The sequence below is a fragment of the Fictibacillus nanhaiensis genome (assembly GCF_042686385.1).
Classification (GTDB): Bacteria; Bacillota; Bacilli; order Bacillales; family Fictibacillaceae; genus Fictibacillus; species Fictibacillus nanhaiensis.
Window position 1 is genome coordinate 2,786,890 of sequence record NZ_JBHUPF010000006.1, and the last position, 24,218, is coordinate 2,811,107.

The window sequence follows — 24,218 nt, forward strand, 5'->3', positions numbered from 1 at the left end:
TCTAAATTAACGGATCGACAAGTATTCAGCTATTGGTCCAAGCGCCATTACAGGTAAGAAGGTTAACGCACCAATAATAAGCACTGCCCCAACAAGAATACCTACAAAAAGGATGTTGTCTGTTCTAAACGTACCAATCGTTTCAGGAACAGGTTGTTTTTTTACTAGAGACCCTGCTACAGCGAGCAAAGCGATGATGGAAACGTACCTCCCAAGCAGCATGACAAGTCCAGTTGAGATATTCCAAAAAGGCGTATTGTCTCCAAGACCCTCAAAGCCTGAGCCGTTATTTGCTGCAGCAGAAGTATACTCATAGAGAACTTGTGAAATACCATGGAATCCCGGGTTGCTTATCGCCCCTTTTCCAAGCTCTGTCATAAAAGCTAAGGCAGTCGGACCCAATATAATCAACGGGTGTGCAAGAAGTGCTATCGTTATAAGTTTCATTTCTCTTGGCTCTATTTTACGGCCTAAAAATTCTGGTGTACGACCAACCATCAGACCGCAGATGAACACTCCGATGATCGCATACATGAGCATGTTCACTAAACCTACTCCATCTCCGCCAAACACTGTATTTAACATCATAAGTGATAATGGTGTAATTCCACCAAGCGGAGTCAAGGTATCATGCATGTTATTGACCGTTCCTGTTGTAGCAGCTGTCGTTACTGTGCTAAACAGTGCAGATTGAGCCGTTCCAAAACGAACTTCTTTTCCTTCCATGCTTCCTTGTTCTGAACTAAGACCGATAGCATTCATTGCTGGATTTCCGTTACTTTCGGAAATATAGATTAAAGATAAGAACGCAATAAAGAGAATGGCCATTGCACCGAAAATAACCCAGCCTTGTTTTTGATTTTTAGCAAAACGTCCATACGTGTATGTTAATGCAGCAGGTATACACCACATTGAAAGTATTTCGATCACATTAGTTAACGGACTAGGATTCTCAAAAGGATGTGCTGAGTTCACTCCGAAGAACCCCCCACCGTTCGTACCTAAGTGTTTAATAGAAACGAGTGAAGCGACTGGCCCTGTTGCGATTTCCTGCTTCTCTCCTTCTAACGTTGTAATCTGAATCGTACCATCTAACGTTTGTGGAACTTTTAATCCAACTAAGACGAGGGTGACGACAACAGCCATTGGAATAAGTAGCCGAGTATGGCCTTTTATAAAGTCTTCAAAGAAGTTACCAATCGTTGCACCTTTGCTTGTAATACCACGAATAAATGCAATTGCTACAATGATTCCTGTCACGGCAGATGTAAACATCATCATCATGATGACCGACATTTGAGAAAAGTATGAGAGTCCTGTTTCTCCACTGTAGTGTTGTAGGTTTGTATTCGTCATAAAACTGACAATCGTATTAAAGGATAATGTCGATTCCATGTTGTCAATCTGGCTAGGGTTTAACGGAAGCCACTTTTGAAGTCTTAAAATGACATAACCGACTGCGACCAGAACAATGTTCGTTAATAATAATGACATCGTATACTTTTTCCATGTCATGCCTGGTCTTTCTTTTATTCCAGATATGGAATAAATGATCTTTTCAATTCCAGCAAACACTTTATCTGTTTTGTTAGATTTGTTGGAAAATACGTGATAGATATAGCTTCCTAGTGGTTTAACGATCAGAAGCAATAAAAGAATCACGATTGCCATTTGTAAAACGCCCATTACTTTGTTCCTCCTATATGAACCTTTAAGTGTATGTTAAACATTAACGTTAAAATTTTTCAGGATTAATCAATGCGTATACTAAGTACAAAAACACGCCACCTGTTGCAACCATCGTTATTATCATTTTTTCGTCTCTCCTCCAACAACTCGATCACACCAGTAAATAAAGTTAAAATACACCAAAAATGAAACGATTAGAGTTAAAACCATATATAGATCTAACAATGCAATTTCCTCCTAAACTAACTAGTAAACTACTCGTAAAAACTTGATAGCATGTGTGACAAATCTTTAAGCGCAACTTGTGCGTCAGACCCTTCCACTCTAAGGGTGATCGGTTCATCCAGATTTTTAGAATAATGCGACAAAAAAAATAGATTAACAGAGAGCAAGCCTTTCGCATTAATCTGTATGCCTTGATAAAAGAAAAGAATCTCACTTTCAAAAGAACCAGCAGCATTGACAAATTCATTGATCTGTCCGATCGACAATCTTTTTGGCAATAATACAACTGACTCTGCTCCCATGTTTTCCCCTGCCTATCATTGGTCTGAAATAGAGAGGGAACACATACGATGAGTCCCCTCTTATAGAATGGTTTATCCTTTGCTTCTAAGCGTGTCTTGAATGACCCATTTGGAGAGACTATGTTGAATCACACTTGCATAATAAGCATTTAACTGATCTCTTTTCGCTTTTAACAAAATCTGTTCAATTTCGTTTGGACTTAATCTCATAAATGAATTCCTCCGCTCTTTTTTTATGAAGAAAGTAAGAATTGAATATTTCCGGTTTTGTTATAAATTACGTAATCGGCACCTAACTCCTTATAAACTCTGGAAATATACCGTGTGTCTGATTTGATGACATAAACAGGTATGTTATAGATGCTGCGAATAAGTTCAATCGTTTGGCAGCATTCTAAAAATCCAGATTCAACAACAATGATCTTTTGAACAAAAGGACCTACCATCCCGATGAATTTACGCTTGTCACCATAATTCATGACATACACATGTTGAAAACCAACTTGTGAGAGTCTATCTGCTTCATCTCGGTTAGGAACACAGAGAACAATAGATTGATAGTCGTCACATAATCTTAGTTTTGAAATAAACACATCTGAAACTTGATCAGGAAACATTATGAGCACGTTCCTAGATGATTTCTCCATCGTTACATCCTCCATTTCGGTAAAAAAGGCAACAAAAAAGAAGCCTGCGGAAGAGGAACTCTTCTCGCGGCTTCTACACATACTTGAATAAGCGTGTAAACACACGAAATTTGTTGCCTCTCTCTGAACGCTTACGGAGTTAGCTGACGGATTCGGGCTTGAGAGTAGCCCTACTCGATCTCTCGAGATTCACCCCATGCAGTCACGTTGGACTGCGGTTGGTTCCCCCGCTTCCTAAAGTTTTAGGAATTAAGCGATAAAGACGCATGATATAAATATCATATTTTTTAATTGGTCATTGCTTTTTTTATGTTCACCTTCCCTCTCCTACCACGCTTACGAAGTTAGCTGACGGGTTCGGACGGCAGAAGTCGCCCGACTTAAATAAGTTTCACCCCAGGCAGTAAAGAACTGCCGATGGTTCCTCCGTTCCAAAATTGGATTCAGCGGTCATGGAAAAATTTTAAAGTTTTACGATAAGAAATATATTACTCCTGCTTTTGTTCCTTGTAAACGAAGTAAAAACTTCAAAATTTTAAGGATTCATACGAAAATAACCAAAATATGCTGTTTTATTTCATGTAAACAAAACAAATCAACTATTTTCTATTAATTTCTTTTATTTACGATGTTTTTCAAATTAAATAATAGTCAGAATATTAAAATTAAATAAAGTGTTACTTGCAAAGTTTTAATACCAAATCGAAAAAAATTCATAAAAAAACTGAGCAAATAAAACTTTGCTCAGCTTTTTTAAAAAGATCTAAAATCCAATCTCTGTCTTTTCGTCCATAGCCATACTCCTGTGAACAGATGGATTGCAATTATCACAAAGACAGCACCATAACTTTCTGTAACCCAGCTCACAAACCAAATGATCGGCAGAGCTAAAAACATGTTTACAAGCATTAAAACCCATGAAGTTCTTGCGATTGCTACAAAGAAAAGAATGATCGGTAAGATTAAAAAGATCCAGAATAATATGTTTTGAAATGATGCCATGACTTCCCCTCCGCTCTTCATTATAAAAGGGCTTCGCCATAATCTCCACCTTTAAACTGGTACTTTTTCTAAATGTAACTCATTTTTGTTTTCTTCATCATCGATATCATACTTTGGTAAAGTTAACATGTAGAAGAGTCCAACAACAATCAGACACCCTCCAACCACCCAAAACAGCATCTCGACTGTTAAAATCTTCGGGAAAAACAATGCGATTAAACCGAGAGTCATCGTATGAGATAACATATTGATCGGTGAGATCCACCCTTGGACACGCCCCATCATTTTCGGGTCAACGATTTTTGGTAACCAGCCTCCGATCCCAATATTGATTAATGGTATGCTAAACCCAGCCAATCCGGTCAAAATAAAGAATGACCATACATTTGGCGCAAGCGCGCACAAACCAAGGGATACGCCACTAACAAACAGACCGAGAACAATGGCATACGAGAGTCTAATCTTTTTAGCGAGCATCGAACATAATACACTGCCAGAGAGTATGGATACACCGAATAGGATACCCATCCACATCATCATTTGTTCATAATTGTCAGGTGCTAGTTTGTATTTCATGATAAATGCCGGCATAACTGATAATCCACCATTTACTATACCAAACAAGAAAAAACCAAAGATTAAAGAAAGCAGAAGTTTAGATTGTTTGATGTAAACAAAACCTGAAACAAAGTCCTTCCATACCATCTTTACTCGGATATCTTTAAACCTTTGTTGTCCGTTCGGTAGACGAATATCTTCATTTACTTTCATACTCATAATGAACAAGGCTGATAAAACATATGTAAGAAGATCAAATGCAATGGCTCCTTGTATTCCTACACTCCAATAAATAAATATGGCGATCATATTTCCAAATAGCATAAACAAACTACCTACCATTTGATTTAAACCAGCCGCAATGGCATACTCCTCTTTCGATAGTACGCCTTGTACCATCGCTTGGTCAGCTGGATGAAAGAATTTCCCCACTGCACTCCTTAAGAACAGGATCACAAAAATGAGAGGCATCCAATCTAGCCAAATTGCACCCATTAATAGGAGGCATAGGCCTGCACAGATCCAGTCGCAATAGAGAGCGATCTTTTGACGATCCATACGATCAGCTAACACCCCTACAAGAAAGAATACAGCTAGTGTTGGTAGAGAATACATCAATTCGGCAAGGGTTGCATAAAAAGGCTGTTCACCGAACTTATCTAGCAAATAAAACATAAAAGCTGTAACGCCGATAATACTTCCCATCATTGAAGTAAAACCAGCAAAAAACAACTTTCTGAAGTTTTTATTCTGAAACACTTTCAGAAATTCCTGCACATCAAAACCCCCAATTTACATAATTACCCACCTAATCATTTTCCACCTAATTCCATCCATTGTAAATGTATTTTTCTCGTGTCTCGTAAGAAGAATTGTGCATATTCTCTCCTATATATAAGAATGCAACAGCTCGGTCTATTCATAAAGGCAGTAAGCCTATATAGTAAATTTTTTTAAAGGTTGAACTTTATGCTTTATGACGATACTCTAGACAGAGAGCATAATAGAGAGGATACTGACATGATTCATTTATTTTCACACAATGATTTAGACGGAAAATCGTGCGGTTATTTAGCACAACTAGCATTTGGAGACAATTGTAAGATATCGTATTGTTCACATGGAACGATTAACGACCGAGTTGAGATGCTGCTCGATAATCCGAAAGAGAGAAAAACAGAAATTATTATTACCGATATTGCGGTCAACGAAGAATTAATGATGCGACTTGATGAACGCTCGAATGCAGGAGGAAAAGTGAAGCTGATCGATCACCATGCAACAGCGCTTCATTTCAATGGGTTTGATTGGGGGCACGTTCAAGTTCGTTATGATGATGAACGTTTAACATGTGCCACTTCCCTTTTCTACGAATATTTGATCGATAACGGTAAACTTAAACGAACCGGCGCACTCGACGAATATGTAGAGCTTGTACGTTTATATGATACGTGGGAATGGTTTGACCAGAAGGTTGAAGCTAAGCGTTTAAACGACTTATTCTTTATCCTACCTCCTGATAAATTTGAGGACCAGATCATGAATCGTTTAAAAGGTGATTCTTTTCAGTTCTCAGAAACAGAAACAACGATTCTCGATTTAGAAGAAGAAAATATTGCAGATTACATCAAAAAGAAACAGCGTCAGATGGTCGAGATCTGGGATACTTGGTCTTTAGGCGAAGGATCTGAAGAGAAAACGTATAAGATTGGAATCCTACATGCGGAACGCTATCATTCCGAGCTCGGGAACGAGATCAATCGTGAAAATCCTCACTTAGACTTGATTGTGATTTTAAACATTGCCAATAAGCGTATTGGATTACGCACCATTCATGATGAAGTGGATTGCTCGATCTACGCGAAACAATATGGTGGAGGCGGACATCCGAAAGCTTCTGGCGGAAACATGACTTCTGAAGCGTTTGAAAAGTTTGTTGTTGCTGCATTCCATGAACAGCCTCGACGAATCGATGCACCGAAGAACGAACACAACGTGAAGGAAAATCCTGATGGCAGCTTGTATGTGAACAACCATCGTGAAGTATCAAAGATTTATTCTGAAGATAATCAAACATGGCTGATCACACATAAGACTCATCCAGTTGATGAAACATTTTCAAGCTATCAAGAGGCTGAAAATTACGTCAAGCGCCACTTTGAGGGCTGGCTGATGCGTGATGATGAAGCGAACAACAATCATTAAACCGTAATACCTTGGCTTATTTAGCCAAGGTATTTTTTTATTTGTACATGTCGTGTGCGCAACACGTCGAACTAGGGTTTTGGTTTGGTTTGAGCTAGGATAAAAAAAAACAAAAAGACGCCGAGAACTTGTTCTTAGCGTCTTTTTCTCTATCATTTCGTTTGGTTCTGCAACTGCTCTAACATACTTGTCAACGTTTCATTCAATGTTGAGAGTTCCTCTTTTCCCATCGGAATATTATCAACAAGCTGATTTGGAATACACTCTGCTTTTTCTTTTAAGGCATTTCCTTTTTCCGTTACAGACACGATCACACTTCGCTCATCTTGTTCTGATCTTTTTCTTTCAACGAGACCATTCATCTCCATACGCTTTAACATGGGAGTAAGGGTCCCTGAATCTAAAAATAACCTTTGCCCTAATTCTTTTACAGTTAATGAATGTTTTTCCCATAAAAGAAGCAATACTAAATATTGTGGATAAGTCACGTTGAGTTCTTTTAACAACTCTCTATAAAGCTTTGTGATTTCACGTTCTGCTGTATAAATTTTAAAACATATTTGGTTTTCTAATTTTAAGGTTTCATTTTTCATGATGTTTCCTTTCTTTTTGTAAAGGGTACTTGCATTATAACACAATTTAGTTTTACACAATTAAATTGTTTGACTCTACAAAAAGGATACGTTATGATGATTACGAGTTATTAAGTTGTACACAATTTAATTTTACACAAACAAAGGAGTGTTTGGAATGGAAGCATTATACACAGCAAAAGCAACAGCTGAAGGTGGAAGAGCAGGTACGGTTAAGAGTGATAACGGTGTTTTAAATCATGAATTAGCTATGCCAAAAGCGCTTGGTGGATCAGGAAGCGAGAACGCTACAAACCCTGAGCAACTATTTGCAGCAGGATATGCCGCTTGCTTTGATTCAGCACTAAACTTAGTTGCACGTCAAAGCAAAAAACGAATTGAATCAAAAGTGACAGCTGAAGTTTCTATAGGGAAAGATACCGATGGCGGGTTTAAGCTTGCTGTTGTTCTAAACGTTGGGGTTAATGGAGTATCACAAGAAGAAGCTGAGGAATTAGTAAAGACTGCTCACGGTGTTTGTCCTTATTCTAAAGCAACAAGCGGCAACATTGACGTTGAATTAAAAACTGAACTTTTATAATGAAAGAATAAAAGGGCCATTCGTATTGGCCCTTTTTTTATTTGTATCCTCCCTTCTTCCTCCTTTTCACTTCTTAGGAGCGTGTTACCCTCCTAATTTCTTTTAAAAAAATTCTTTGTTCCTATATCTAATCAAAATAAGTAGTCGTATAATTATTCATAAATAAATAATTATTCAGAATTGAATAGCTTATTCTGTTGCCAAAGGACTGATGAACGTGAGTCAATCAAAAGATTGGAATGAAAATGAACAGATTCTTCATTCTTTAAAAGACGATATATTAGTTACGAATGTGGATGGCATCATCCTTAAAGTGAGTGAGGCTACCGGAAAGATTTACGGAGTTGAATCAGACAGCTTGATCGGAAAATCTGTCTATGATTTAGAAGCTCAAGGGTTATTCACACCGATTCTCACACCAATGGTTGTAAAAGAAAATAAAAAAATCACGTTTGTACAAACAACAAATAAAGGAAAAAAACTGCTTGTGACAGGGATTCCTGTATATAACGAACAAGGGGAACTATATAGAATTGTGAGCTATTCACACGACATTACAGAACTCGCTCAATATAAAGAGTTTTTGTTTGCTATGGAAGAAGAGATGCAGCGAGTAAAAACAGAGCTAGGTCTATTAAGAAGCAAACAGCTTCATGATGCTGGAATCATCGCTAAAAGTGAAGATATGAAAAAAGCAGTTTCAACAGCACTTCAGTTGTCTGAAGTCGATGTGAATGCACTCATCTTAGGAGAATCTGGTGTCGGGAAATCATTGTTAGCTAAATTTATCCACAATCGAAGTCATCGTTCAAAAGGTCCATTTATTGAGGTTAACTGTGGCGCTATTCCAGATTCTTTATTTGAAGCAGAGCTATTCGGCTATGAACCTGGGGCTTTTACAGGTGCGCATCAAAAAGGCAAAGTCGGCCTTATTGAACTATCGAACGGAGGCACACTTTTCTTAGATGAGATCGGTGAACTTCCCCCTCAGCACCAAGTTAAAGTTTTAAAAGTCATACAAGAAAAACAGTTTTATCGTGTTGGAGGAACGAAACCAATCAAAGTAGATTTCCGTTTGATCTCAGCTACGAACAAAGATCTGCAGAAGGCGATCCATGAGAAACAGTTTCGCGAAGATCTCTATTTTCGTTTAAACGTTGTACCTGTAACGATTCCCCCACTCAGGAAGAGAACCGAAGATATCGTACCACTTATACATATGCTCTTACAGCAATTCGAAGAAAAATATAACAAGAAGAAAAGATTAGATGAAGCTGTCATTCATCATCTTCTGCATTATGAATGGAGAGGAAATGTACGAGAACTGATCAACATCATGGAACGATTGGTGGTACTCTCTCCCACCACTCTTATTACGGATGAGCACCTTCCGGATCATGTAAAAGAAGGTGCATCAATCCCCTCTCCATCGATTCATACCGAACAAACACTTAAACAGATGTTGGATGATAGAGAGAAACAGATCTTATTAGCAGCTAGAAAGAAATATAGAACGACCATACGGATGGCAGAAGCACTCGGCACTAGCCAGCCATCAATCGTAAGAAAAATGAAAAAATATCAGATAATTTAGTTTTTTGGCATGATCCTTGCATGGATATTCTATATAGGAATTATTTATACAACATGAGTATGGAATATCTAGGAGGTAATATACGTGTCAATGAACAACTGGAGCAACCTTGTAAACGAAATGCCTAACCTACTAGCACCAAGTATGGCAAAAGATCATCCGAACCTACCTGTCGTAAAAGCAGAGGGCTGCTATTATTATGGGCTGGATGGAAAGCAGTATCTTGATTTCACTTCTGGTATTGCAACGGCAAATACTGGCCATCGTCATCCAAAAGTGGTCCAAGCGATCAAAGATGCAGCAGATCACCTCATGCACGGACCATCTGGAGTCATCATGTATGAATCGATCCTGAAACTTTCTAAAGAACTAGCTCATGTTCTACCAGGTGATTTGGACTGTTTCTTTTTTGCCAACAGTGGAACCGAAGCCATAGAAGGTGCTCTGAAACTCGCTAAGCACGTGACTAAAAGACCTTACGTTATTTCTTTTACCGGATGCTTTCATGGTCGATCACTAGGTGCGTTGAGCGTGACAACTTCCAAAAGTAAATACCGCAAGTTTCTACAACCGAACGGTCTTGCCTATCAAGTTCCCTATGCCGATGTAAAAAGTGCTCCAGCTGGTGAAGATCCAGAAACGTATGTCATCGAGAAGCTTGAGAAAGATTTTGAAACATTGTTCAACCATCAAGTAACACCAGAAGAAGTCGCCTGTATGATTGTAGAACCTGTTCTAGGTGAAGGAGGCTACATCGTTCCACCGAGTGGCTGGCTGAAGAAAATTAGAGAAGTTTGTGACAGACATGGCATCTTGCTGATTTTCGATGAAGTTCAGACGGGATTCGGAAGAACAGGTGAATGGTTCGCTGCTCAAACGTTCGGAGTTACGCCCGACATCATGGCTATCGCAAAAGGTATTGCTTCAGGATTGCCACTAAGTGCAACAGTTGCTTCTAAAGAACTCATGCAGCAATGGCCACTTGGCAGTCACGGGACAACATTTGGTGGAAACCCAATCGCTTGTGAAGCAGCGCTCGCTACAATAGATGTTTTAACAAAAGAAAATCTCATAGAAAACTCAAAAAACATGGGGAATTATGCAGTTGCAAGATTGAAAGAACTTCAAGAAAAGACTCCTTTGATCGGGAGTATTCGTGCAGTAGGACTTATGATTGGAATTGAAATTATCGATCCTTTTACAGGTAAACCAGACGGTCAAGCACTGATGAATATTCTAGACAAGTGTTTAGAGAAAGGCGTTCTCTTTTATCTTTGTGGAAATCATGGTGAAGTCATCAGAATGATTCCTCCTCTTACTATTAATCAAGAACAAATTGATCAAGGTCTTGCTGTCCTTCAAGAGTCACTTGAAGAATATTTGGATGAAGTTCATGCTCAACTGTCGGAAAACTATCAAAACGCTTAAATGACACGGTTAAAGCATTACACTAAAAAGGAGGTTTTTTATTATGCAAACTTTTGATACAGTTATTATTCTTTTATATTTTGCCGTATTGATTGGTGCAGGAATTATTGGCTCAACTAAAGCAAAGACTTCTGAAGATTTCACATTAGCAGGACGCAACCTTGGCATGTTTATGTATCTTGGTTGTTTATCTGCCGTTATTTTAGGTGGAGCAGCGACGATCGGAACAACAAAGCTAGGATATCAGTTCGGAATCTCTGGCATCTGGTTTGTATCAATGATTGGTTTAGGTATTATTCTTTTAGGTACGATATTTATTAAAAAGATCGATTCATTAAAAGTTACAACGATCAGTGAACTTTTAGGAAAACGATACAAATCGGAAACACGACTTTTAAGTGCCATCGTGGCTTCTATATATACTTTGATGATCGCAGTTACCCAAGTGATCGGGATGGGAACGATCATCAATGTACTCTTAGGGTGGAGCTTAACGACTTCCATGTTAGTTGGAGGAGGTATCGTCCTCTTCTATACAATACTAGGTGGAATGTGGAGTGTTACAGTCACGGATATTATTCAATTCATCGTAATGACGGTTGGTATCTTCTTCATTATGGTTCCTATGAGTCTTTCAAAGGTAGATGGTTTAGGAAATCTATTAACAAAACTTCCTGAATCTCACCTAGATTTCACAGGAATCGGTTATCAGCAGATCTTCCAATACTTTTTGTTGTTTGCACTCGGTATGGTCGTATCACAAGACATCTGGCAACGTGTCTTCACAGCAAAATCTAGTAAGATAGCTAGAAATGGATCGATCTTTGCAGGAGTTTATAGTTTTGCATACGCGATTGCAGGAAGCATTATCGGTATGTGTGCATTCATCGTGCTGCCTTCATTAGATAACCCGCAGAATACGTTTGCTGAGATGGCTCTTACCATTTTACCAACGGGTATCTTAGGGCTTGTGCTTGCAAGTGTGTGTTCAGCACTTATGTCAACAGCATCTGGTTCTTTACTAGCGTCTTCTACTCTGATTACGAACGACATCTTAAAACAATATTTTATGAAGTCTCCTACTGACAAACAAATGATTACAGCATCAAGACTCACAACACTTGTGATCGGCTTAATCGCGATTACTTTTTCCATATGGATTCAAGATGTACTCGTTGCACTTGATGTAGCTTATGCGATTCTATCTGGAGCGATCTTCATCCCGCTCGTTATGACGTTCTTTTGGAAACGAGCGACTCCTAACTCAGGATTCTATGCCATTTTAATTTCTACAGTTGTTGTCCTAGCAGGACTCTTTATCGAAGGCCTCACAGCAACGAACCCTATTCTTTATGGAATGTCAGCTGGACTGGTTAGTATAATAGGAATCTCCTTATTCTCTGCACCTATTTCTACGGAATTTGATACTCCGTTCGATGAAGATGTTGTACTTGAAGAAGAGGGAAGAAAACAAGCATAAATGGAAAAAAGCCTCTCCCACCTGGGAAAGGCTTTTTTAGTAAATACATAAACTTATTTTCCACCGATCCCAAACGATAACAACAGCAGACCGAATATAGAGATCAGAGCCATGAACAAGATAAAAAACAGTCCAAAAAACTTAGCTTTTCCAGCTTCTTTCTTCACAATAGCTATAACGCTAAAGATGACACCGATAAAATACAACATGATTCCACTAAAAAGAAAGATAGCAACTTGTTGAGCTACATCATCTCGAACGATGAACGGCCAGCCAGCAAGTAGTATTCCAGCAATACAAAACCATAATGATAAACGACCAAAACGAAGGTTCAATGTATGGACACACTCCTGTTTAAATTTTTCAAAAGAAGTTCAATATCCATTGTTGCCATTTTACCTTCAAAAATCAACTATATACTAAATAAAATAATCTTTGTAATAAACGAATATGGAGATGAATGAAACGAGGGTATAAATAACTGCGGTATAATAAGGATAACTCGGTTTGAACGTTGCTTTTTCTTCTTCAACCTTGATTCCGGTCATAGCTTGCGCCTGCATGCGAACCATGTTTGATGAAAGTCCACCTTTCGAAGTGAAAAATCGAATCGTGAGAGCAAATATCAAACCAACAAATAATGAAGTATCAATAAACGCCACTCCTAATAGATTTGCCACCACAAAGTTGATGACTAATAATAAGAAAACGGTAACGATACAGCTAATAAAATGTTTCATTATATCTCCTCCTCAAAATGTTATACGAATAATTAGGAGGAAAGTTCCAAATTTTCAAGGAACATTTAACCAATCAAAACACGCCCGTACAAGTTTGCATCGGGCGTGTTCGTACTATTATTCTATTATTTTCAATATCTCATCATTCTTTCATTAACTCGCTCACTCAGGATATATCTGTATTGTGCGGTACGGAACAATTTGGCCTCTAATGCATATTTAGATTGGGGTAAGATTAAATTAGCGGTGTTTTTAAAGTGGACACTGCACGTGTCAGAATCAATGGAATCTATTCGTTGAACATGTGATTGGGATAACCAGATGCACGTTTCATTCTTAGGAGATTCTACAGGAAAAAAGAAAATGCCTAGTTCGAGGTTAATCATGATCGGGGATAAACTCACATAGCCCATAGACCGACGAACTGCTTCACGCCTGCCTTCATAGCTAGATCCAAAAAACAAACAGCTTTCATTAATAATCTTAATGGGGCTGAGTGCAACTCTTTCGTTTTTTTCGCTTTCTAAAATTTCGGTTTGAACCTCTCCATATTCGTTGTAAAACGGTAAGAGTGCCATTGTGCTCGTGTTAATTTCGTAGGATCGAAGAAGTAATGTTTTTTCCATTTATACATCCTCCCTTTATATTGTTAAATGACCCTTAACTCCTCCCCTTAGAAAAATAGAAAGTAAAATACTCCCAATAGGTAAATTATACTAATTGTTTTGACAAGAATCTATAAAATTTTACAAAAATTTTAACTATTTAAATAAACAGTAAAATAATTCCTCAAAAAGGTTTGAATACTAGCGAATCGTGGAATACATAACAGGGCGAAATGGACGATTATTTCGACCTGTTTTTCCTACTACTTAATGAATTAGAGGCTGATGAAAGATGGCAAAAGGTGATCTGCTGATCATTGGTGGCAATGAGGACAAGAGTGAAAAGAAAATAATCTTATCCAGATTCTCTGCACTATGTAAAAATCGTCAAGGTCCAATAGGAATCCTGACAACAGCATCCGGCTTTCCGGAAGAAGTAGGCAGTGAATATTATCAACTGTTTCAAACCTTACATGGTACTAAGCCACTGCTTTTCCATTTAGATTCCCGTGAAAAAGCGGAAGACCCTGAATTACCCGAACAGCTTTCTTCTCTGTCTGGTCTTTTCATGACAGGGGGCGACCAATTAAGACTAACAAGTATTTTAGGTGGAACATCCTTTTATAAACACCTCTTTCAAGAATGGCAAGACGGTTTAATCATCGGTGGAACGAGTGCCGGTGCTGCTGTTATGAGCAGATTGATGATCATCTCATCAAAGCTGTTTGAAAAAGAGGATGTTTCCATACTCGAGTTAGGTTCAGGCTTTGGATTTTTAGAAGACGTAATTATTGATCAGCACTTTTCTCAGCGTGATCGGTTTAGTCGTCTCATGCGTGCTATCGCGTTAAACCCTCAGATCATTGGCATCGGTATCGATGAAAACACGGCAATATGGGTTCATAACGACGGCAAGCAGTTTGAGGTGATCGGTGAATACAACGTGAGCATATTTGATGGCAAAACATCGACATATGTAGATATTGCTGAGAATAAAGGAAATATGACAATTTCCGATATCCGTTTCCACACACTTGGAGCGGGTGCTGTATTTGACTTATACAAACGAGAATTAATCATCACTTAAGGAGAGAGCGTCTTAATGAAAATCAACCGCGTCAATTACTTAACGGGACCGAACCTTTACAGCTTTAAACCTACTATATGGATTGAGCTTGATATAGAAGAATTTGAAGAGAAACCCTCTAACACTTTACCAGGATTTGTAGATTCATTGTTAAAAGTCATCCCTTCCCTTCACACACATACATGTTCAAGGGGTTATGCAGGCGGATTCGTAGAACGCCTTCATGAAGGAACGTGGATCGGCCATATTTTAGAGCATATTGCCCTTGAGATTCAACATCTCGCTGGTATCTCGGTAAAACGTGGCAAAACGATTACAAGCGAACGAAAAGGAATTTACTTTGTAACCTATGATTATGCAGAACCAAAATCAGGCTTATACGCATTTGAAGCAGCTCTCGAAATTGTAACCGCTATCTTAGAAGGAAACGAAATTAGCGCTGATTCATACATCAGGCACACCTCTGACCTTTACCACCTACATAAACTAGGTCCGAGTACGGAAGCCATTTATGAAGCTGCACGAAAACGGAAGATTCCCGTAGAACGTATCGGAACAAACAGCTACTTAAGAATCGGAACGGGTAAGAAGCAAAAATCCGTCCAAGCGACTATCTCTTCACAAACGTCTTATTTAGCAGTAGAAAATTCTTGTGATAAAGACATGACTAAAACATTAGTAAGAGGTGCTGGCCTCCCTGTTCCTAATGGGGATGTGGTTTCCAATGAATATGAGCTGCTTCAGTCTGCTGAGAAAATTGGTTACCCGCTTGTCATTAAACCATTAAACGGAAGACAAGGACAGAACATCATAACGAATATTCAGAATGATACAGACTTAATTGCTGCTTTCCGCTGTGTGTTCAGTGAAGGTACTTCATATATTCTTGAGCGATATTATGCAGGAAATGATTACCGTTTATTCGTCGTGAATAACGAGCTAGTTGCAGCAAGTCTTCGTCTCCCGCCATTTGTAATTGGTGATGGCTATAAAACAATTGCTGAACTTATTGAAGAAGAAAACTTAGATCCATTACGCGGTGATGGTCATGAAAAAGCGATGAGCAAGATTCCTTTGGATGAACGTACGGTCGTTCATCTTGAAAAGAGTGGCTACTCCCTCCAATCTGTATTAAGCAAAGGAGAATCTGTAGAAGTTTTAGGAAACGCAAACCTGTCTACTGGCGGTTCTGCGATCGATGTGACAGATGATGTTCACCCTGATTATCGTAACATGGCTATTGAAGCTGCAGCTGCAGTGGGTCTTGATATTGCAGGAATTGATATTTTGTCAGCGGATGTAACGGTTCCTTTTATTGAAGGTGAAGCTGCCATTCTAGAAGTAAATGCAGCTCCTGGCATACGTATGCACCTCCATCCTTCACAAGGGAAAAGCAGAGATGCAGGTGGAGCTATCGTCGACTATCTGTTTGCTTCTCGTGAAGAAGCTGCCGTTCCCGTTGTTGCAGTAACTGGAACAAACGGAAAAACGACAACCACTCGTCTTGTATCACACCTTTTGCAAAAGGAAAACATAACGGTAGGATTTACATGCTCCGATGGTGTTTGGGTTGGAGATCAACAACTTGACGCTGGTGATTGCAGCGGACCAAGAAGTGCGCGTAAAGTACTCGCTCATCCTTCAGTTGATATCGCCGTGTTAGAGACTGCTCGCGGGGGAATGTTACGTGAAGGCCTTGCATTTCGCTATTGTGACGTCGGAATCGTAACCAACGTTAGTGAAGATCACCTTGGGTTGAATGGCGTAGAAACATTAGATGATTTAAAAAAGTTAAAGCAAACGGTTGCTGAAGTTGTTCTTCCTGAAGGTACATGTGTATTGAACGCTGACGATTCACGATGTGTGGATATGGCGAATCATACCAATGGCGAAGTAATCTTCTTCTCCTTATCGGTAATGAACCCTGTCATTCAAGATCAGTTGAAGCAAGGATTAAAAGTTTGGTATCTAGAAGATGATTGGGTTGTATTCAGCGAGAACGGTAAAGCAGAAAGGTTCCTTCCTGTATCTCATATTCCGATCACGATTAATGGCGCTGCCCGACACAATATCGCGAATGTCCTTGGTGCTCTTGCAGCTGCTCATTCATTAGGAAGACCTTTGTCTGAGTTACGAAGCAAAGTGATTACTTTTCTTTCATCTGAAAATCAAAACAGAGGACGCTTTAATGTATTAAACATTCATGATCGTACGATTGTAGTGGACTATGCGCATAACCCTGCTGGCTTGAAGGCACTATTTGAAACTGTAGATCATCTAAAGAGTGGACGAGTAATTACAGTTGGATCAGCAGCTGGAGATAGACAGGACCAAACGATACAAGAGATGGGCCGAATCTTCGGATCTCACTCTGACATTTTTATCATTAAAGAAGATGTGAACCTAAGGGGACGGATTCCAGGTGAAACGGTTCATCACCTCTATATGGGTGTAAAAGAAGCTGAAGGCATTACATCCGTTTCTGTCTATCCTAAGGAAGCTGAAGCTTTGATTCAAGCATGGGAATGCTCAGAGCCTGGTGATACACTCGTCTTTCTTTATGACGAGTACACTTCTATTCAGGGTATCCTACAAAAAATCAAAAATTCAAAAGCTGTAGGCGTATTGCAGAAAGCAGAATAAGAAAAGCAGTTCCCTTTTGGGAGCTGCTTTTTAACAGTTTAAGCTTTAAGTGTTTTAACAACAATTGCTTGAGAAGCACTCTTAATCAAGCACCCTTCCATATCACTTTCACTTAATAAGCCTAGCATGATGGCAGATTTTACTTTTTCTTCATCCGGTTTTGGCACATGAAGAATGAGATCTGTCATATTTAATTCAGTAAGTCGATCCACAGTCTTTTCTTCATGAAGCTTTTCAGATTTTCGGATCTGGCGCTGCAGTTTGTAGTTGTTTACTGTCACTTCACCTTTCTCGTTTTGACCGACTAATTGATCAAAATAAATATGAAATACTTTTTTTAGCTCGTCTAATTCTTTTTCTAGCTCTTTCTTCTTCTCATTAAGCTTGTTGTATTTTATGATCAAGTCTTCTGAAATGGCGTAGTTCGTATTTTGTGTAGCCAAAGCTCGTCCCTCCCATTTACCAATGAATAATTCATCTTATGGTAGATTTGAGCGATTTATTCCAAAATAAAAACCATCTAGCTTTAGTAGTAGATGGCTCATTCACAGCATTTGGCTGTTCTATTTTTGTTAATTGTTTTCTGTTCCACTTTCGTTCTCTGGTTTATTCTTACCTTTACTCACATAAGGCTTTGGACCTTTTTTCTTACTGCTGGATTTCCAACGGTTCCATCCCTTTTTCCCGGTTCCTTGCCCTACGCCGCTTTTCTTGCCTTTTGCTTTACTCATTTTAATCACTCCATGACCGTTCTTGTGCTTATTTCAAGCAGTAATTTGAATTATACTACATTAGCGGCGGTGGGGATAGTTACATAGAGAGAAGATGAAATTATGTGATGTTTTTAAGCCCTATATCAAAATGAGAAGTTTTATTTCGTTAAAGGGAAAGTTTTCACAATCTACAGGAGAAATGGATATAAAAAGGGAACTATTCCATATAGCAAATTAAATAAAGGAGAGAGCTATGAGTAAATCGTTTATTGAACAAGTACATTATATTAGAATCCCTGTTAAAGATCTAGAACTGTCCGCACACTGGTATAGAGATGTATTAGGACTTCAGTTACTGAACCATACGAAGGAACTTGCCATTTTAAAAGTAAATGAAGGACCTTTCTTGCTGATCTTAGTCCCTACCCAAGATGAGACATTTGCTCATTTTACAATTAATAATGAACAAGCATTTAGCATCGGCTTTACAAGTTCAGAGTTATCTAAATTTCATCAACACTTAATGGATAATGAAGTTAAGGTCGAGGATATAAAAGAAGATAATGGTCATGCCTTTTTCCACTTTTATGACCCAAATGGTAACAAACTTCAAGTGCACTGGTAGTATTTTAATTGACGGAATATGAACGGGAACGTCCAAATCTGACGTTCCCGGTTTTCTGTATAATAACATCTGATCAACTAGACTCTCTCATCACTTAATCAGCTTTTTCAACTGTTTAACATCTTCTCCACTCAACTTTCCGTACCTATGCTCATTTAAGTCAGCAATCTCTGCTGACCTATCGTTATGAAACCAAATTTTATATTCTTCTAATCTCTCAGGCATGTTCGGATCATATAAATAGAAAAAGGTTAACATCATATCTTCTTTTCTCGATGCTTGCATTTTCCCGCTTTCCCATTGCATTTTTTCTAATAACGCACCAAGTGAATGTATTTGATCCTCATCCGTTACTATTCCATCATCATCCACTGACATCTCAGCCAGCTGATAATCAACACGAACCAATTTTTCATCCTCAGTACATCCAACTAGAATGATAAGTAAAAGGAGCACAGCTAGAATTCTCTTCATCAATCAGCAGGATTGATGATAGCCATTTGTTGATGGTCTTCCCACTTTCCATTAATCTTCACGTTTTTACGTGCTAGTCCTTCTTTCTCAAAACCAGCTTTTTCTAACACTCGAATAGAACCAATGTTATGCGGCATCACACCCGCTTCTACTCGATGAAGTTTAAGTTCATCAAATGCGTATTTTACGATCAAACGTACAGCTTCTGTCGTAAAGCCTTTTCCATTGTGCTTTTCATCTAAAAAGTAACCGACAAAGGCACTTTGAATCGATCCGCGCATGACTGCGAACAGATTGATTGTTCCAATCAAAATCTCTTCATTTTTTGTATAAATACCAAAATAGTAATCTAAATCTTGTTTAGCATTCTCTACTAACATCTGAATTCGTTTCTGCTGATTTTCAAGGGAGTAAAAATCATCGCTGCGTTCCATTGCAAACTGACTAAAGAATTTTCTGTTCTCTAATTGAAGATTCACCATATCCTCTGCATCCTCAACAGTTATTAACCTGATAAAAATATTGTCACCTATTAATTTCACATTCGTTTCCACACTTTGATTCATCATCTATTCTCTCCGTTTCTTATGTAAGATCCTTTTTGGCAAGGAAACCTAATTACATGTTCCTGGCGTTTTTCTTTATTTAGCAACCATTTCATAGCGCCAGTCGTAGATTCTCCAAACACTAGATGAACGTTCATTTTACAGCTCCTCACCTTACAATCCATCAAGACCACCCTACAACTTCTCTAGTCCACCTGTGATACCCTTTTTATTTCCAAAACTTTTTTCAATAAAAAAAGAGCTGAGTATGTTCAGCTCCTCTACAATCCTATTATTCTTTTTTTTCTGTTTCTTCTAATGTAAAGTCGTTGTCTTCTGCAAACTTCTCTAACTCACTCTCACTCTTTTTCCCGGCTTTTTGTGCTTCTTCAAACATTGTTTGAGATTTTTGATCTAACTCAACATCTTGCTTTTCAAAAGCTGATAGACTTAATTTCATTCCTTCTGCATTCGATTGAATCGCTTTTACAAAATGATCTTGAGACGTTTTCAAGTCATCTATCTTTTCGGAACGAATTCCTTCAGCTTCCTTTACTAATGCTTCATACTTATCAATCGTTTTTTGCACTTGTTCCTTTGCGTTAGGATCTTCAATAAGCTTAGCAAAATCGGTCTGTGCTTGTTCAAATAACTTTGTTTCTTTGTCGATGAGATCATTGCGATCATCCAAATACGCATTAAAATCATCTTCAATCAGCATGTTACAACCACCTAAAACCATTAGACTTATGGCTACTACAAATACCAATAACTTTTTCATTTCTTCTTTTCACCTCATGAATAATTTTGGAGTCTATTTCTTGATACCCCAAATCCACAAGGTACTAAACCAAAGTTTTACATTTTTATAAAACTTTGGTCATGCGTTGATTGTCTGATAACTGATAATCGCTCTATCCAAAAATTCTAAGACTTCGTTGCTAACCGGATATAAATTCATTGAGCGTGAGGAGGTTTCAGATTTTCTAGCGTTCCAGAATTTCTCCTCTAATTCGGCGTCTCCTTGAAACATTTCATGAGATAAGAGTAATACATCTGAAGCGATTAAAAGACCTTCTTCGGATGAGGGTTCACTTTTGTTTTTCAAACAGATCTCAATTCGTTTTATAATGTTCACCCATTTTGCAGTACTAGCATCCTCAAGCTTGGGTAATGAATTTTGTAACGTCTTTCTCTCGTTATCAGAAAAAAGCTTCTCCCAGGTTTGATTCTTCTCAGCAATCTTCGCGCCTTCATTTGCTTGAACGAGAGAAAGGATATGCTCCCAATCCAACTCTCCCTGAAGCTCTAGGATATGTAGGAGTGTATTTATTTTTTCAGACGCTGATTGAAGTTGGTCCAACTGAGTCTGAACATCTTTCTTCTGAACTACAAGAATATCTTTTATCGTTACTTCACCTATTATTTTTTTAATTTCTGTTAAAGGTAGAGACAAAGATTTCAAGAGTGTAATCTTTTCTAATAATTGAAGATCTTCCTTCGTATACATTCTTGTACCGCTATCACTCTTTATACTCGGTAATAATAGACCAATTTGGTCATAATACCGCAGAGTCCTTACAGAAACGCCATATTGCTTTGAAACCTCTCCTGTTGAAAATAAGCTCATTCTTATTTCTCCTTTTTCCCTTGCAGGTTACGTTACGTCACCACTTACAATTAACATATTATAACAAGTTAATCAGGAGGAACAATACGATGAACGTTACAACAGAGAGAAAATGGAATATTCGTGAACTACTATTATTATTAATTCTTTGTTTAGTTGGTGTACCCATTCTTTTGGAGAACGTATTATATGATCAGTTGATACAATGGTTTGATAACACCTTATACGCGGGAACATTAACTGGTTTTTTCATGGCGATCGTATTTACAACAGGTGTGTATTGGATCGCATTACAACCAAATCAGTTAGGGTGGCATGCAGTTGGACTTATTCCACTTAGGAAAAAAATGTGGAAAACGATAATGCTATGGACTCTATTTCTCATTTTCATAAGTATCGCCATTGTTGTCGTAATGGATGTTCTCTCAATAGGAACAAGTAATAATAAGACGGAGAGTCTAAAATCTGACCTTACACCTTTTACATTTATGATCGGCTTTTTATCAGCAGCAGTTGTTTCCCCTATCTATGAAGAAATCTTTTACCGTGGTTTTTTGTATACGTGGTTCAGACGATGGGGTGTTAGAAAAGCAATGATTTTCAGCTCGTTCATTTTCATGATCGTTCATATCCCGACGTATAATACGCTACCTGTAAACTTTGCTTCTGGCCTGGTTTTTTGCTGGGTGTATGAGAAGACAGGCTCTATTATTCCAGCGATTATCATTCATGGTATTGTAAACGGAATTGGAATCTCATTGTCTGTTTTAGCGTAATATTTTAAAATTAAACACAAAAAAGCGAAGATTCCCTAAGATCTTCGCTTTCTTCATGTATGACTTCTTTTATTTTGGATTCAACGACGTTAATTCAAATTCAGGCTTGCGTTTCTCTTGATCTGCTATTGATTGTTCTTTAAGCACGTATCGTGAAACTGGCATATCTAAAGGCTTTATCGTTTGCTGGTTATGATTGGTCATAGTAAGCATAACTCATCCCTCCTTACCAGGTTTTAACTTCTATTTACCCTGGATGTTATATCAAGAAACCTTTTTTTACAAAAATAGTGCGACAGTCCTCATTATTTGTCTAAAACATGACTATAGGAGTAGAATACATACTAGGAAAAGCATCGGGCTATGCTACCGATTGTGAAAGGATGAATCATTTTGAAATTTGGAGTTATTGGAACGAATTGGATCACAGAGAGCTTTATTGCTGCTGCAAGAGAAGTAAATGGTTTTACACTGAATGCTGTCTTTTCACGTACAGAAGAAAAAGCAAAAGAATTTGCTGAGAAGCATGGTGCGATACATACGTTTACTGATTTAGAAATGATGGCTGCTAGTAATGAAATTGACGCTGTGTATATTGCTAGCCCAAACTCATTTCACGCAGAGTATGCGATAACACTCATGAACCATGGCAAGCATGTAATCTGTGAAAAGCCTATGGCATCTAATGTTAGAGAAGTAGAAAGAATGATAGCTGTTGCTAAGGAAAACAAGGTACTGCTCATGGAAGCCATGCGTTCAACCGTGATGCCGAACTTTAGAAGCATTCAAGAGAACCTTCATAAGATCGGTAAAGTTCGCCGTTATTTTGCGAACTCCTGTCAGTACTCATCTCGTTATGATAAATATAAGGAAGGCACGATTCTCAATGCTTTTAAACCTGAGTTTTCAAACGGATCATTGATGGATATCGGCATCTATTGTTTATTTCCAATGGTCGTTCTTTTTGGTGAGCCTGAAGATATTAAAGCAAACGCCTATTTACTTGAGTCTGGTGTCGATGGAGAAGGCAGCATCCTTTTAAACTATGGAGAGAGTGAAGCAGTTGTGATGTACTCTAAGATTTCTAACTCTTTCGTTCCATCAGAAATCCAAGGTGAAAACGGAAGTATTCTAATCGATCATATACAAGACATGACAAACATCGAGATTCGATATCGAGATGGTCGTACAGAGAACATCACGGTTGAACAAGATAAACCGAAGATGTATTACGAAGCGAAGGAGTTTATCGAGTTGATCGAACGTGGTGAACTTGAGTCTAGAGTGAATTCACATGCAAACTCACTCGCTGTGATGAAAATAATGGATGAGGCTAGAAGACAGGTTGGTTTGGTTTACCCGGCTGACCAAATATAGCTATCGTAATGAAAGCTAAAATTTACTATTTAGCTTAAGGGATAAGTAAGAAACTCCCATACTTATACTTTTATTGAAGAGCTCGGTCTAAAAAACCGAGCTCTATTTTTAATTGTTATTCTCCTGAATCAAACAATTTTTATAATATTTCATAAAACCAATAAATATTAATATAGACCCTAGAATATTCGTCCCAACTCGAATACTGTGGATGATGACAAACTCTTTAGCCGTTTCTTTTAGGAAAGCAATTGAATGAACGTCTGTTCCTTCAAGAAACATAATTTCGTTACGTGGCCATTCAAAAACAATCGAAATTGCACCTTCAATCACAATCATCAGCATGCTCCAAAAAATCCATACCCGAGCAGACTTCACTTTCCATCCTAAAATCAAAGCCAGAATTCCTGTTGAGATACTTGCCATACCGATTGGAGGAAAATACGTGTGCGGACTGGCTACTTCCATAAATTCCATAGCCGTTTTAAGTGATTTTGGTACATCATAAAAGATATTAGGATATAACAAGAACGTATTTACGAGCATACTTCCTAACATGATCCACTGCACCCAAAGATGAGATAATATCGATACAAACGTGATGTTTTTCTTCATGAATGATAACCCCTTTTAGTAAATGATATGTGTTTCAACCTTCTTACTGGAGTTATAATAATCAGGAAAACTAAAGGATTTCTTA

30 protein-coding genes and 2 riboswitches are annotated in these 24,218 nt (G+C 38.2%); of the genes, 10 read left to right on the forward strand and 20 right to left on the reverse strand.

The window, feature by feature from the left end:
• Positions 1-6 precede the first annotated feature (6 nt).
• From kdpA to ACFS5O_RS17985, 7 genes are all read right to left on the reverse strand, one after another.
• Positions 7-1,686: a potassium-transporting ATPase subunit KdpA gene (gene kdpA / locus ACFS5O_RS17955; RefSeq protein WP_205725734.1), complete on the reverse strand. Its 1,680-nt coding sequence runs from the start codon at positions 1,684-1,686 to the stop codon at positions 7-9.
• 49 nt (positions 1,687-1,735) lie between these two features.
• Positions 1,736-1,813: a K(+)-transporting ATPase subunit F gene (gene kdpF, locus ACFS5O_RS17960; RefSeq protein WP_153239377.1), complete on the reverse strand. Its 78-nt coding sequence runs from the start codon at positions 1,811-1,813 to the stop codon at positions 1,736-1,738.
• A 130-nt stretch (positions 1,814-1,943) separates the two neighbouring features.
• Entirely contained in the window at positions 1,944-2,216 is a 273-nt protein-coding gene (locus tag ACFS5O_RS17965) for an HPr family phosphocarrier protein (RefSeq protein ID WP_205725733.1), read from the reverse strand.
• Between the two features lie 72 nt (positions 2,217-2,288).
• Positions 2,289-2,426 (reverse strand): hypothetical protein, encoded by a 138-nt coding sequence (locus ACFS5O_RS17970; RefSeq protein ID WP_205725732.1) that lies wholly within the window; start codon positions 2,424-2,426, stop codon positions 2,289-2,291.
• 23 nt (positions 2,427-2,449) lie between these two features.
• Positions 2,450-2,863 (reverse strand): hypothetical protein, encoded by a 414-nt coding sequence (locus tag ACFS5O_RS17975; protein ID WP_205725731.1) that lies wholly within the window; start codon positions 2,861-2,863, stop codon positions 2,450-2,452.
• Positions 2,864-2,975: 112 nt separating this feature from the next.
• Positions 2,976-3,129: riboswitch (cyclic di-AMP (ydaO/yuaA leader) on the reverse strand.
• 51 nt (positions 3,130-3,180) lie between these two features.
• Positions 3,181-3,322: riboswitch (cyclic di-AMP (ydaO/yuaA leader) on the reverse strand.
• Positions 3,323-3,616: 294 nt separating this feature from the next.
• On the reverse strand, positions 3,617-3,865 hold the full coding sequence (locus ACFS5O_RS17980) for a hypothetical protein (RefSeq protein WP_205725730.1): 249 nt from the start codon (positions 3,863-3,865) through the stop codon (positions 3,617-3,619).
• Positions 3,866-3,916: 51 nt separating this feature from the next.
• Positions 3,917-5,200, reverse strand: coding sequence for an MFS transporter (locus ACFS5O_RS17985; protein ID WP_205725729.1), 1,284 nt, complete (start codon positions 5,198-5,200; stop codon positions 3,917-3,919).
• A gap of 243 nt (positions 5,201-5,443) precedes the next feature.
• Here ACFS5O_RS17985 and ACFS5O_RS17990 point away from each other — a divergent pair, with 243 nt between their 5' ends.
• Complete coding sequence (locus ACFS5O_RS17990) at positions 5,444-6,628, forward strand: DHH family phosphoesterase (protein ID WP_205725728.1); 1,185 nt, start codon at positions 5,444-5,446, stop codon at positions 6,626-6,628.
• A gap of 152 nt (positions 6,629-6,780) precedes the next feature.
• Here the strand turns inward: ACFS5O_RS17990 and ACFS5O_RS17995 are convergent, their stop codons facing one another.
• Positions 6,781-7,221 (reverse strand): MarR family winged helix-turn-helix transcriptional regulator, encoded by a 441-nt coding sequence (locus tag ACFS5O_RS17995; protein WP_205725727.1) that lies wholly within the window; start codon positions 7,219-7,221, stop codon positions 6,781-6,783.
• Positions 7,222-7,378: 157 nt separating this feature from the next.
• On the opposite strand from ACFS5O_RS17995, the gene ACFS5O_RS18000 reads away from it, so the two are divergent.
• The 4 genes from ACFS5O_RS18000 to ACFS5O_RS18015 all read left to right on the forward strand — a co-directional run bounded on the left by ACFS5O_RS18000 (position 7,379) and on the right by ACFS5O_RS18015 (position 12,303).
• On the forward strand, positions 7,379-7,801 hold the full coding sequence (locus tag ACFS5O_RS18000; protein ID WP_137790096.1) for an organic hydroperoxide resistance protein: 423 nt from the start codon (positions 7,379-7,381) through the stop codon (positions 7,799-7,801).
• Positions 7,802-8,018: 217 nt separating this feature from the next.
• On the forward strand, positions 8,019-9,395 hold the full coding sequence (locus ACFS5O_RS18005; protein WP_379839528.1) for a sigma-54 interaction domain-containing protein: 1,377 nt from the start codon (positions 8,019-8,021) through the stop codon (positions 9,393-9,395).
• Positions 9,396-9,485: 90 nt separating this feature from the next.
• Complete coding sequence (locus ACFS5O_RS18010) at positions 9,486-10,823, forward strand: aspartate aminotransferase family protein (RefSeq protein ID WP_066399830.1); 1,338 nt, start codon at positions 9,486-9,488, stop codon at positions 10,821-10,823.
• Positions 10,824-10,866: 43 nt separating this feature from the next.
• Positions 10,867-12,303, forward strand: coding sequence for a sodium:solute symporter family protein (locus ACFS5O_RS18015; protein WP_066392459.1), 1,437 nt, complete (start codon positions 10,867-10,869; stop codon positions 12,301-12,303).
• 53 nt (positions 12,304-12,356) lie between these two features.
• Here the strand turns inward: ACFS5O_RS18015 and ACFS5O_RS18020 are convergent, their stop codons facing one another.
• From ACFS5O_RS18020 to ACFS5O_RS18030, 3 genes are all read right to left on the reverse strand, one after another.
• Entirely contained in the window at positions 12,357-12,638 is a 282-nt protein-coding gene (locus tag ACFS5O_RS18020) for a hypothetical protein (RefSeq protein ID WP_066392454.1), read from the reverse strand.
• An 84-nt stretch (positions 12,639-12,722) separates the two neighbouring features.
• A complete protein-coding gene (locus ACFS5O_RS18025) occupies positions 12,723-13,043 on the reverse strand; it encodes a hypothetical protein (RefSeq protein WP_066392451.1) in 321 nt (106 codons plus the stop codon).
• A gap of 131 nt (positions 13,044-13,174) precedes the next feature.
• Positions 13,175-13,669 carry a competence protein ComK gene (locus ACFS5O_RS18030; RefSeq protein ID WP_066392449.1) on the reverse strand — a complete coding sequence of 165 codons (495 nt, stop codon included), beginning with the start codon at positions 13,667-13,669 and terminating at the stop codon, positions 13,175-13,177.
• A 271-nt stretch (positions 13,670-13,940) separates the two neighbouring features.
• Between ACFS5O_RS18030 and ACFS5O_RS18035 the strand changes: the two genes are divergently transcribed.
• Both ACFS5O_RS18035 and cphA read left to right on the forward strand, forming a co-directional pair.
• Positions 13,941-14,735, forward strand: coding sequence for a cyanophycinase (locus ACFS5O_RS18035; protein ID WP_205725725.1), 795 nt, complete (start codon positions 13,941-13,943; stop codon positions 14,733-14,735).
• Positions 14,736-14,750: 15 nt separating this feature from the next.
• Positions 14,751-17,378 carry a cyanophycin synthetase gene (gene cphA / locus ACFS5O_RS18040; protein WP_205725724.1) on the forward strand — a complete coding sequence of 876 codons (2,628 nt, stop codon included), beginning with the start codon at positions 14,751-14,753 and terminating at the stop codon, positions 17,376-17,378.
• Between the two features lie 38 nt (positions 17,379-17,416).
• On the opposite strand, the gene ACFS5O_RS18045 is transcribed toward cphA, so the two are convergent.
• Both ACFS5O_RS18045 and ACFS5O_RS18050 read right to left on the reverse strand, forming a co-directional pair.
• Positions 17,417-17,821 (reverse strand): hypothetical protein, encoded by a 405-nt coding sequence (locus ACFS5O_RS18045; protein WP_318300175.1) that lies wholly within the window; start codon positions 17,819-17,821, stop codon positions 17,417-17,419.
• 129 nt (positions 17,822-17,950) lie between these two features.
• Positions 17,951-18,109: a DUF3934 family protein gene (locus ACFS5O_RS18050; protein WP_082861310.1), complete on the reverse strand. Its 159-nt coding sequence runs from the start codon at positions 18,107-18,109 to the stop codon at positions 17,951-17,953.
• A 235-nt stretch (positions 18,110-18,344) separates the two neighbouring features.
• Here ACFS5O_RS18050 and ACFS5O_RS18055 point away from each other — a divergent pair, with 235 nt between their 5' ends.
• Positions 18,345-18,716, forward strand: coding sequence for a VOC family protein (locus tag ACFS5O_RS18055; protein WP_205725723.1), 372 nt, complete (start codon positions 18,345-18,347; stop codon positions 18,714-18,716).
• Between the two features lie 90 nt (positions 18,717-18,806).
• Here the strand turns inward: ACFS5O_RS18055 and ACFS5O_RS18060 are convergent, their stop codons facing one another.
• The 5 genes from ACFS5O_RS18060 to ACFS5O_RS18080 all read right to left on the reverse strand — a co-directional run bounded on the left by ACFS5O_RS18060 (position 18,807) and on the right by ACFS5O_RS18080 (position 21,365).
• Positions 18,807-19,172, reverse strand: coding sequence for a hypothetical protein (locus tag ACFS5O_RS18060; RefSeq protein WP_205725722.1), 366 nt, complete (start codon positions 19,170-19,172; stop codon positions 18,807-18,809).
• 17 nt (positions 19,173-19,189) lie between these two features.
• On the reverse strand, positions 19,190-19,759 hold the full coding sequence (locus tag ACFS5O_RS18065; RefSeq protein ID WP_318300174.1) for a GNAT family N-acetyltransferase: 570 nt from the start codon (positions 19,757-19,759) through the stop codon (positions 19,190-19,192).
• Positions 19,756-19,893, reverse strand: coding sequence for a hypothetical protein (locus tag ACFS5O_RS18070; RefSeq protein WP_205725721.1), 138 nt, complete (start codon positions 19,891-19,893; stop codon positions 19,756-19,758). The genes ACFS5O_RS18065 and ACFS5O_RS18070 overlap by 4 nt, the downstream gene beginning before the upstream one ends.
• 134 nt (positions 19,894-20,027) lie before the next feature.
• A complete protein-coding gene (locus ACFS5O_RS18075) occupies positions 20,028-20,516 on the reverse strand; it encodes a hypothetical protein (RefSeq protein WP_205725720.1) in 489 nt (162 codons plus the stop codon).
• A gap of 99 nt (positions 20,517-20,615) precedes the next feature.
• Entirely contained in the window at positions 20,616-21,365 is a 750-nt protein-coding gene (locus ACFS5O_RS18080) for a MerR family transcriptional regulator (protein ID WP_205725719.1), read from the reverse strand.
• 89 nt (positions 21,366-21,454) lie between these two features.
• Here ACFS5O_RS18080 and ACFS5O_RS18085 point away from each other — a divergent pair, with 89 nt between their 5' ends.
• Entirely contained in the window at positions 21,455-22,141 is a 687-nt protein-coding gene (locus ACFS5O_RS18085; RefSeq protein ID WP_205725718.1) for a CPBP family intramembrane glutamic endopeptidase, read from the forward strand.
• A 69-nt stretch (positions 22,142-22,210) separates the two neighbouring features.
• Here the strand turns inward: ACFS5O_RS18085 and ACFS5O_RS18090 are convergent, their stop codons facing one another.
• Positions 22,211-22,354 carry a hypothetical protein gene (locus ACFS5O_RS18090; RefSeq protein WP_205725717.1) on the reverse strand — a complete coding sequence of 48 codons (144 nt, stop codon included), beginning with the start codon at positions 22,352-22,354 and terminating at the stop codon, positions 22,211-22,213.
• A 177-nt stretch (positions 22,355-22,531) separates the two neighbouring features.
• Between ACFS5O_RS18090 and ACFS5O_RS18095 the strand changes: the two genes are divergently transcribed.
• Positions 22,532-23,518: a Gfo/Idh/MocA family protein gene (locus ACFS5O_RS18095; protein ID WP_205727228.1), complete on the forward strand. Its 987-nt coding sequence runs from the start codon at positions 22,532-22,534 to the stop codon at positions 23,516-23,518.
• Between the two features lie 108 nt (positions 23,519-23,626).
• On the opposite strand, the gene ACFS5O_RS18100 is transcribed toward ACFS5O_RS18095, so the two are convergent.
• On the reverse strand, positions 23,627-24,133 hold the full coding sequence (locus ACFS5O_RS18100) for a hypothetical protein (RefSeq protein WP_205725716.1): 507 nt from the start codon (positions 24,131-24,133) through the stop codon (positions 23,627-23,629).
• Between the last annotated feature and the right edge of the window lie 85 nt (positions 24,134-24,218).

What these genes read in the sequence shown, in the direction of transcription:
- ACFS5O_RS17990 (WP_205725728.1), top strand. Translation starts at nt 5,444, where the DNA reads ATGATTCATTTATTTTCACACAATGATTTAGACGGAAAATCGTGCGGT.
- ACFS5O_RS18035 (WP_205725725.1), top strand. Translation starts at nt 13,941, where the DNA reads ATGGCAAAAGGTGATCTGCTGATCATTGGTGGCAATGAGGACAAGAGT.
- ACFS5O_RS18065 (WP_318300174.1), bottom strand. Translation starts at nt 19,759, where the DNA reads ATGATGAATCAAAGTGTGGAAACGAATGTGAAATTAATAGGTGACAAT.
- kdpA (WP_205725734.1), bottom strand. Translation starts at nt 1,686, where the DNA reads ATGGGCGTTTTACAAATGGCAATCGTGATTCTTTTATTGCTTCTGATC.
- ACFS5O_RS18100 (WP_205725716.1), bottom strand. Translation starts at nt 24,133, where the DNA reads ATGAAGAAAAACATCACGTTTGTATCGATATTATCTCATCTTTGGGTG.
- ACFS5O_RS18085 (WP_205725718.1), top strand. Translation starts at nt 21,455, where the DNA reads ATGAACGTTACAACAGAGAGAAAATGGAATATTCGTGAACTACTATTA.
- ACFS5O_RS18075 (WP_205725720.1), bottom strand. Translation starts at nt 20,516, where the DNA reads ATGAAAAAGTTATTGGTATTTGTAGTAGCCATAAGTCTAATGGTTTTA.
- ACFS5O_RS18000 (WP_137790096.1), top strand. Translation starts at nt 7,379, where the DNA reads ATGGAAGCATTATACACAGCAAAAGCAACAGCTGAAGGTGGAAGAGCA.
- ACFS5O_RS17995 (WP_205725727.1), bottom strand. Translation starts at nt 7,221, where the DNA reads ATGAAAAATGAAACCTTAAAATTAGAAAACCAAATATGTTTTAAAATT.
- ACFS5O_RS18070 (WP_205725721.1), bottom strand. Translation starts at nt 19,893, where the DNA reads ATGAACGTTCATCTAGTGTTTGGAGAATCTACGACTGGCGCTATGAAA.
- ACFS5O_RS18055 (WP_205725723.1), top strand. Translation starts at nt 18,345, where the DNA reads ATGAGTAAATCGTTTATTGAACAAGTACATTATATTAGAATCCCTGTT.
- ACFS5O_RS18015 (WP_066392459.1), top strand. Translation starts at nt 10,867, where the DNA reads ATGCAAACTTTTGATACAGTTATTATTCTTTTATATTTTGCCGTATTG.
- ACFS5O_RS18080 (WP_205725719.1), bottom strand. Translation starts at nt 21,365, where the DNA reads ATGAGCTTATTTTCAACAGGAGAGGTTTCAAAGCAATATGGCGTTTCT.
- ACFS5O_RS17975 (WP_205725731.1), bottom strand. Translation starts at nt 2,863, where the DNA reads ATGGAGAAATCATCTAGGAACGTGCTCATAATGTTTCCTGATCAAGTT.
- ACFS5O_RS18010 (WP_066399830.1), top strand. Translation starts at nt 9,486, where the DNA reads ATGAACAACTGGAGCAACCTTGTAAACGAAATGCCTAACCTACTAGCA.
- ACFS5O_RS18050 (WP_082861310.1), bottom strand. Translation starts at nt 18,109, where the DNA reads ATGAGTAAAGCAAAAGGCAAGAAAAGCGGCGTAGGGCAAGGAACCGGG.
- kdpF (WP_153239377.1), bottom strand. Translation starts at nt 1,813, where the DNA reads ATGATAATAACGATGGTTGCAACAGGTGGCGTGTTTTTGTACTTAGTA.
- ACFS5O_RS17970 (WP_205725732.1), bottom strand. Translation starts at nt 2,426, where the DNA reads ATGAGATTAAGTCCAAACGAAATTGAACAGATTTTGTTAAAAGCGAAA.
- cphA (WP_205725724.1), top strand. Translation starts at nt 14,751, where the DNA reads ATGAAAATCAACCGCGTCAATTACTTAACGGGACCGAACCTTTACAGC.
- ACFS5O_RS18090 (WP_205725717.1), bottom strand. Translation starts at nt 22,354, where the DNA reads ATGCTTACTATGACCAATCATAACCAGCAAACGATAAAGCCTTTAGAT.
- ACFS5O_RS17980 (WP_205725730.1), bottom strand. Translation starts at nt 3,865, where the DNA reads ATGGCATCATTTCAAAACATATTATTCTGGATCTTTTTAATCTTACCG.
- ACFS5O_RS17965 (WP_205725733.1), bottom strand. Translation starts at nt 2,216, where the DNA reads ATGGGAGCAGAGTCAGTTGTATTATTGCCAAAAAGATTGTCGATCGGA.
- ACFS5O_RS18030 (WP_066392449.1), bottom strand. Translation starts at nt 13,669, where the DNA reads ATGGAAAAAACATTACTTCTTCGATCCTACGAAATTAACACGAGCACA.
- ACFS5O_RS18025 (WP_066392451.1), bottom strand. Translation starts at nt 13,043, where the DNA reads ATGAAACATTTTATTAGCTGTATCGTTACCGTTTTCTTATTATTAGTC.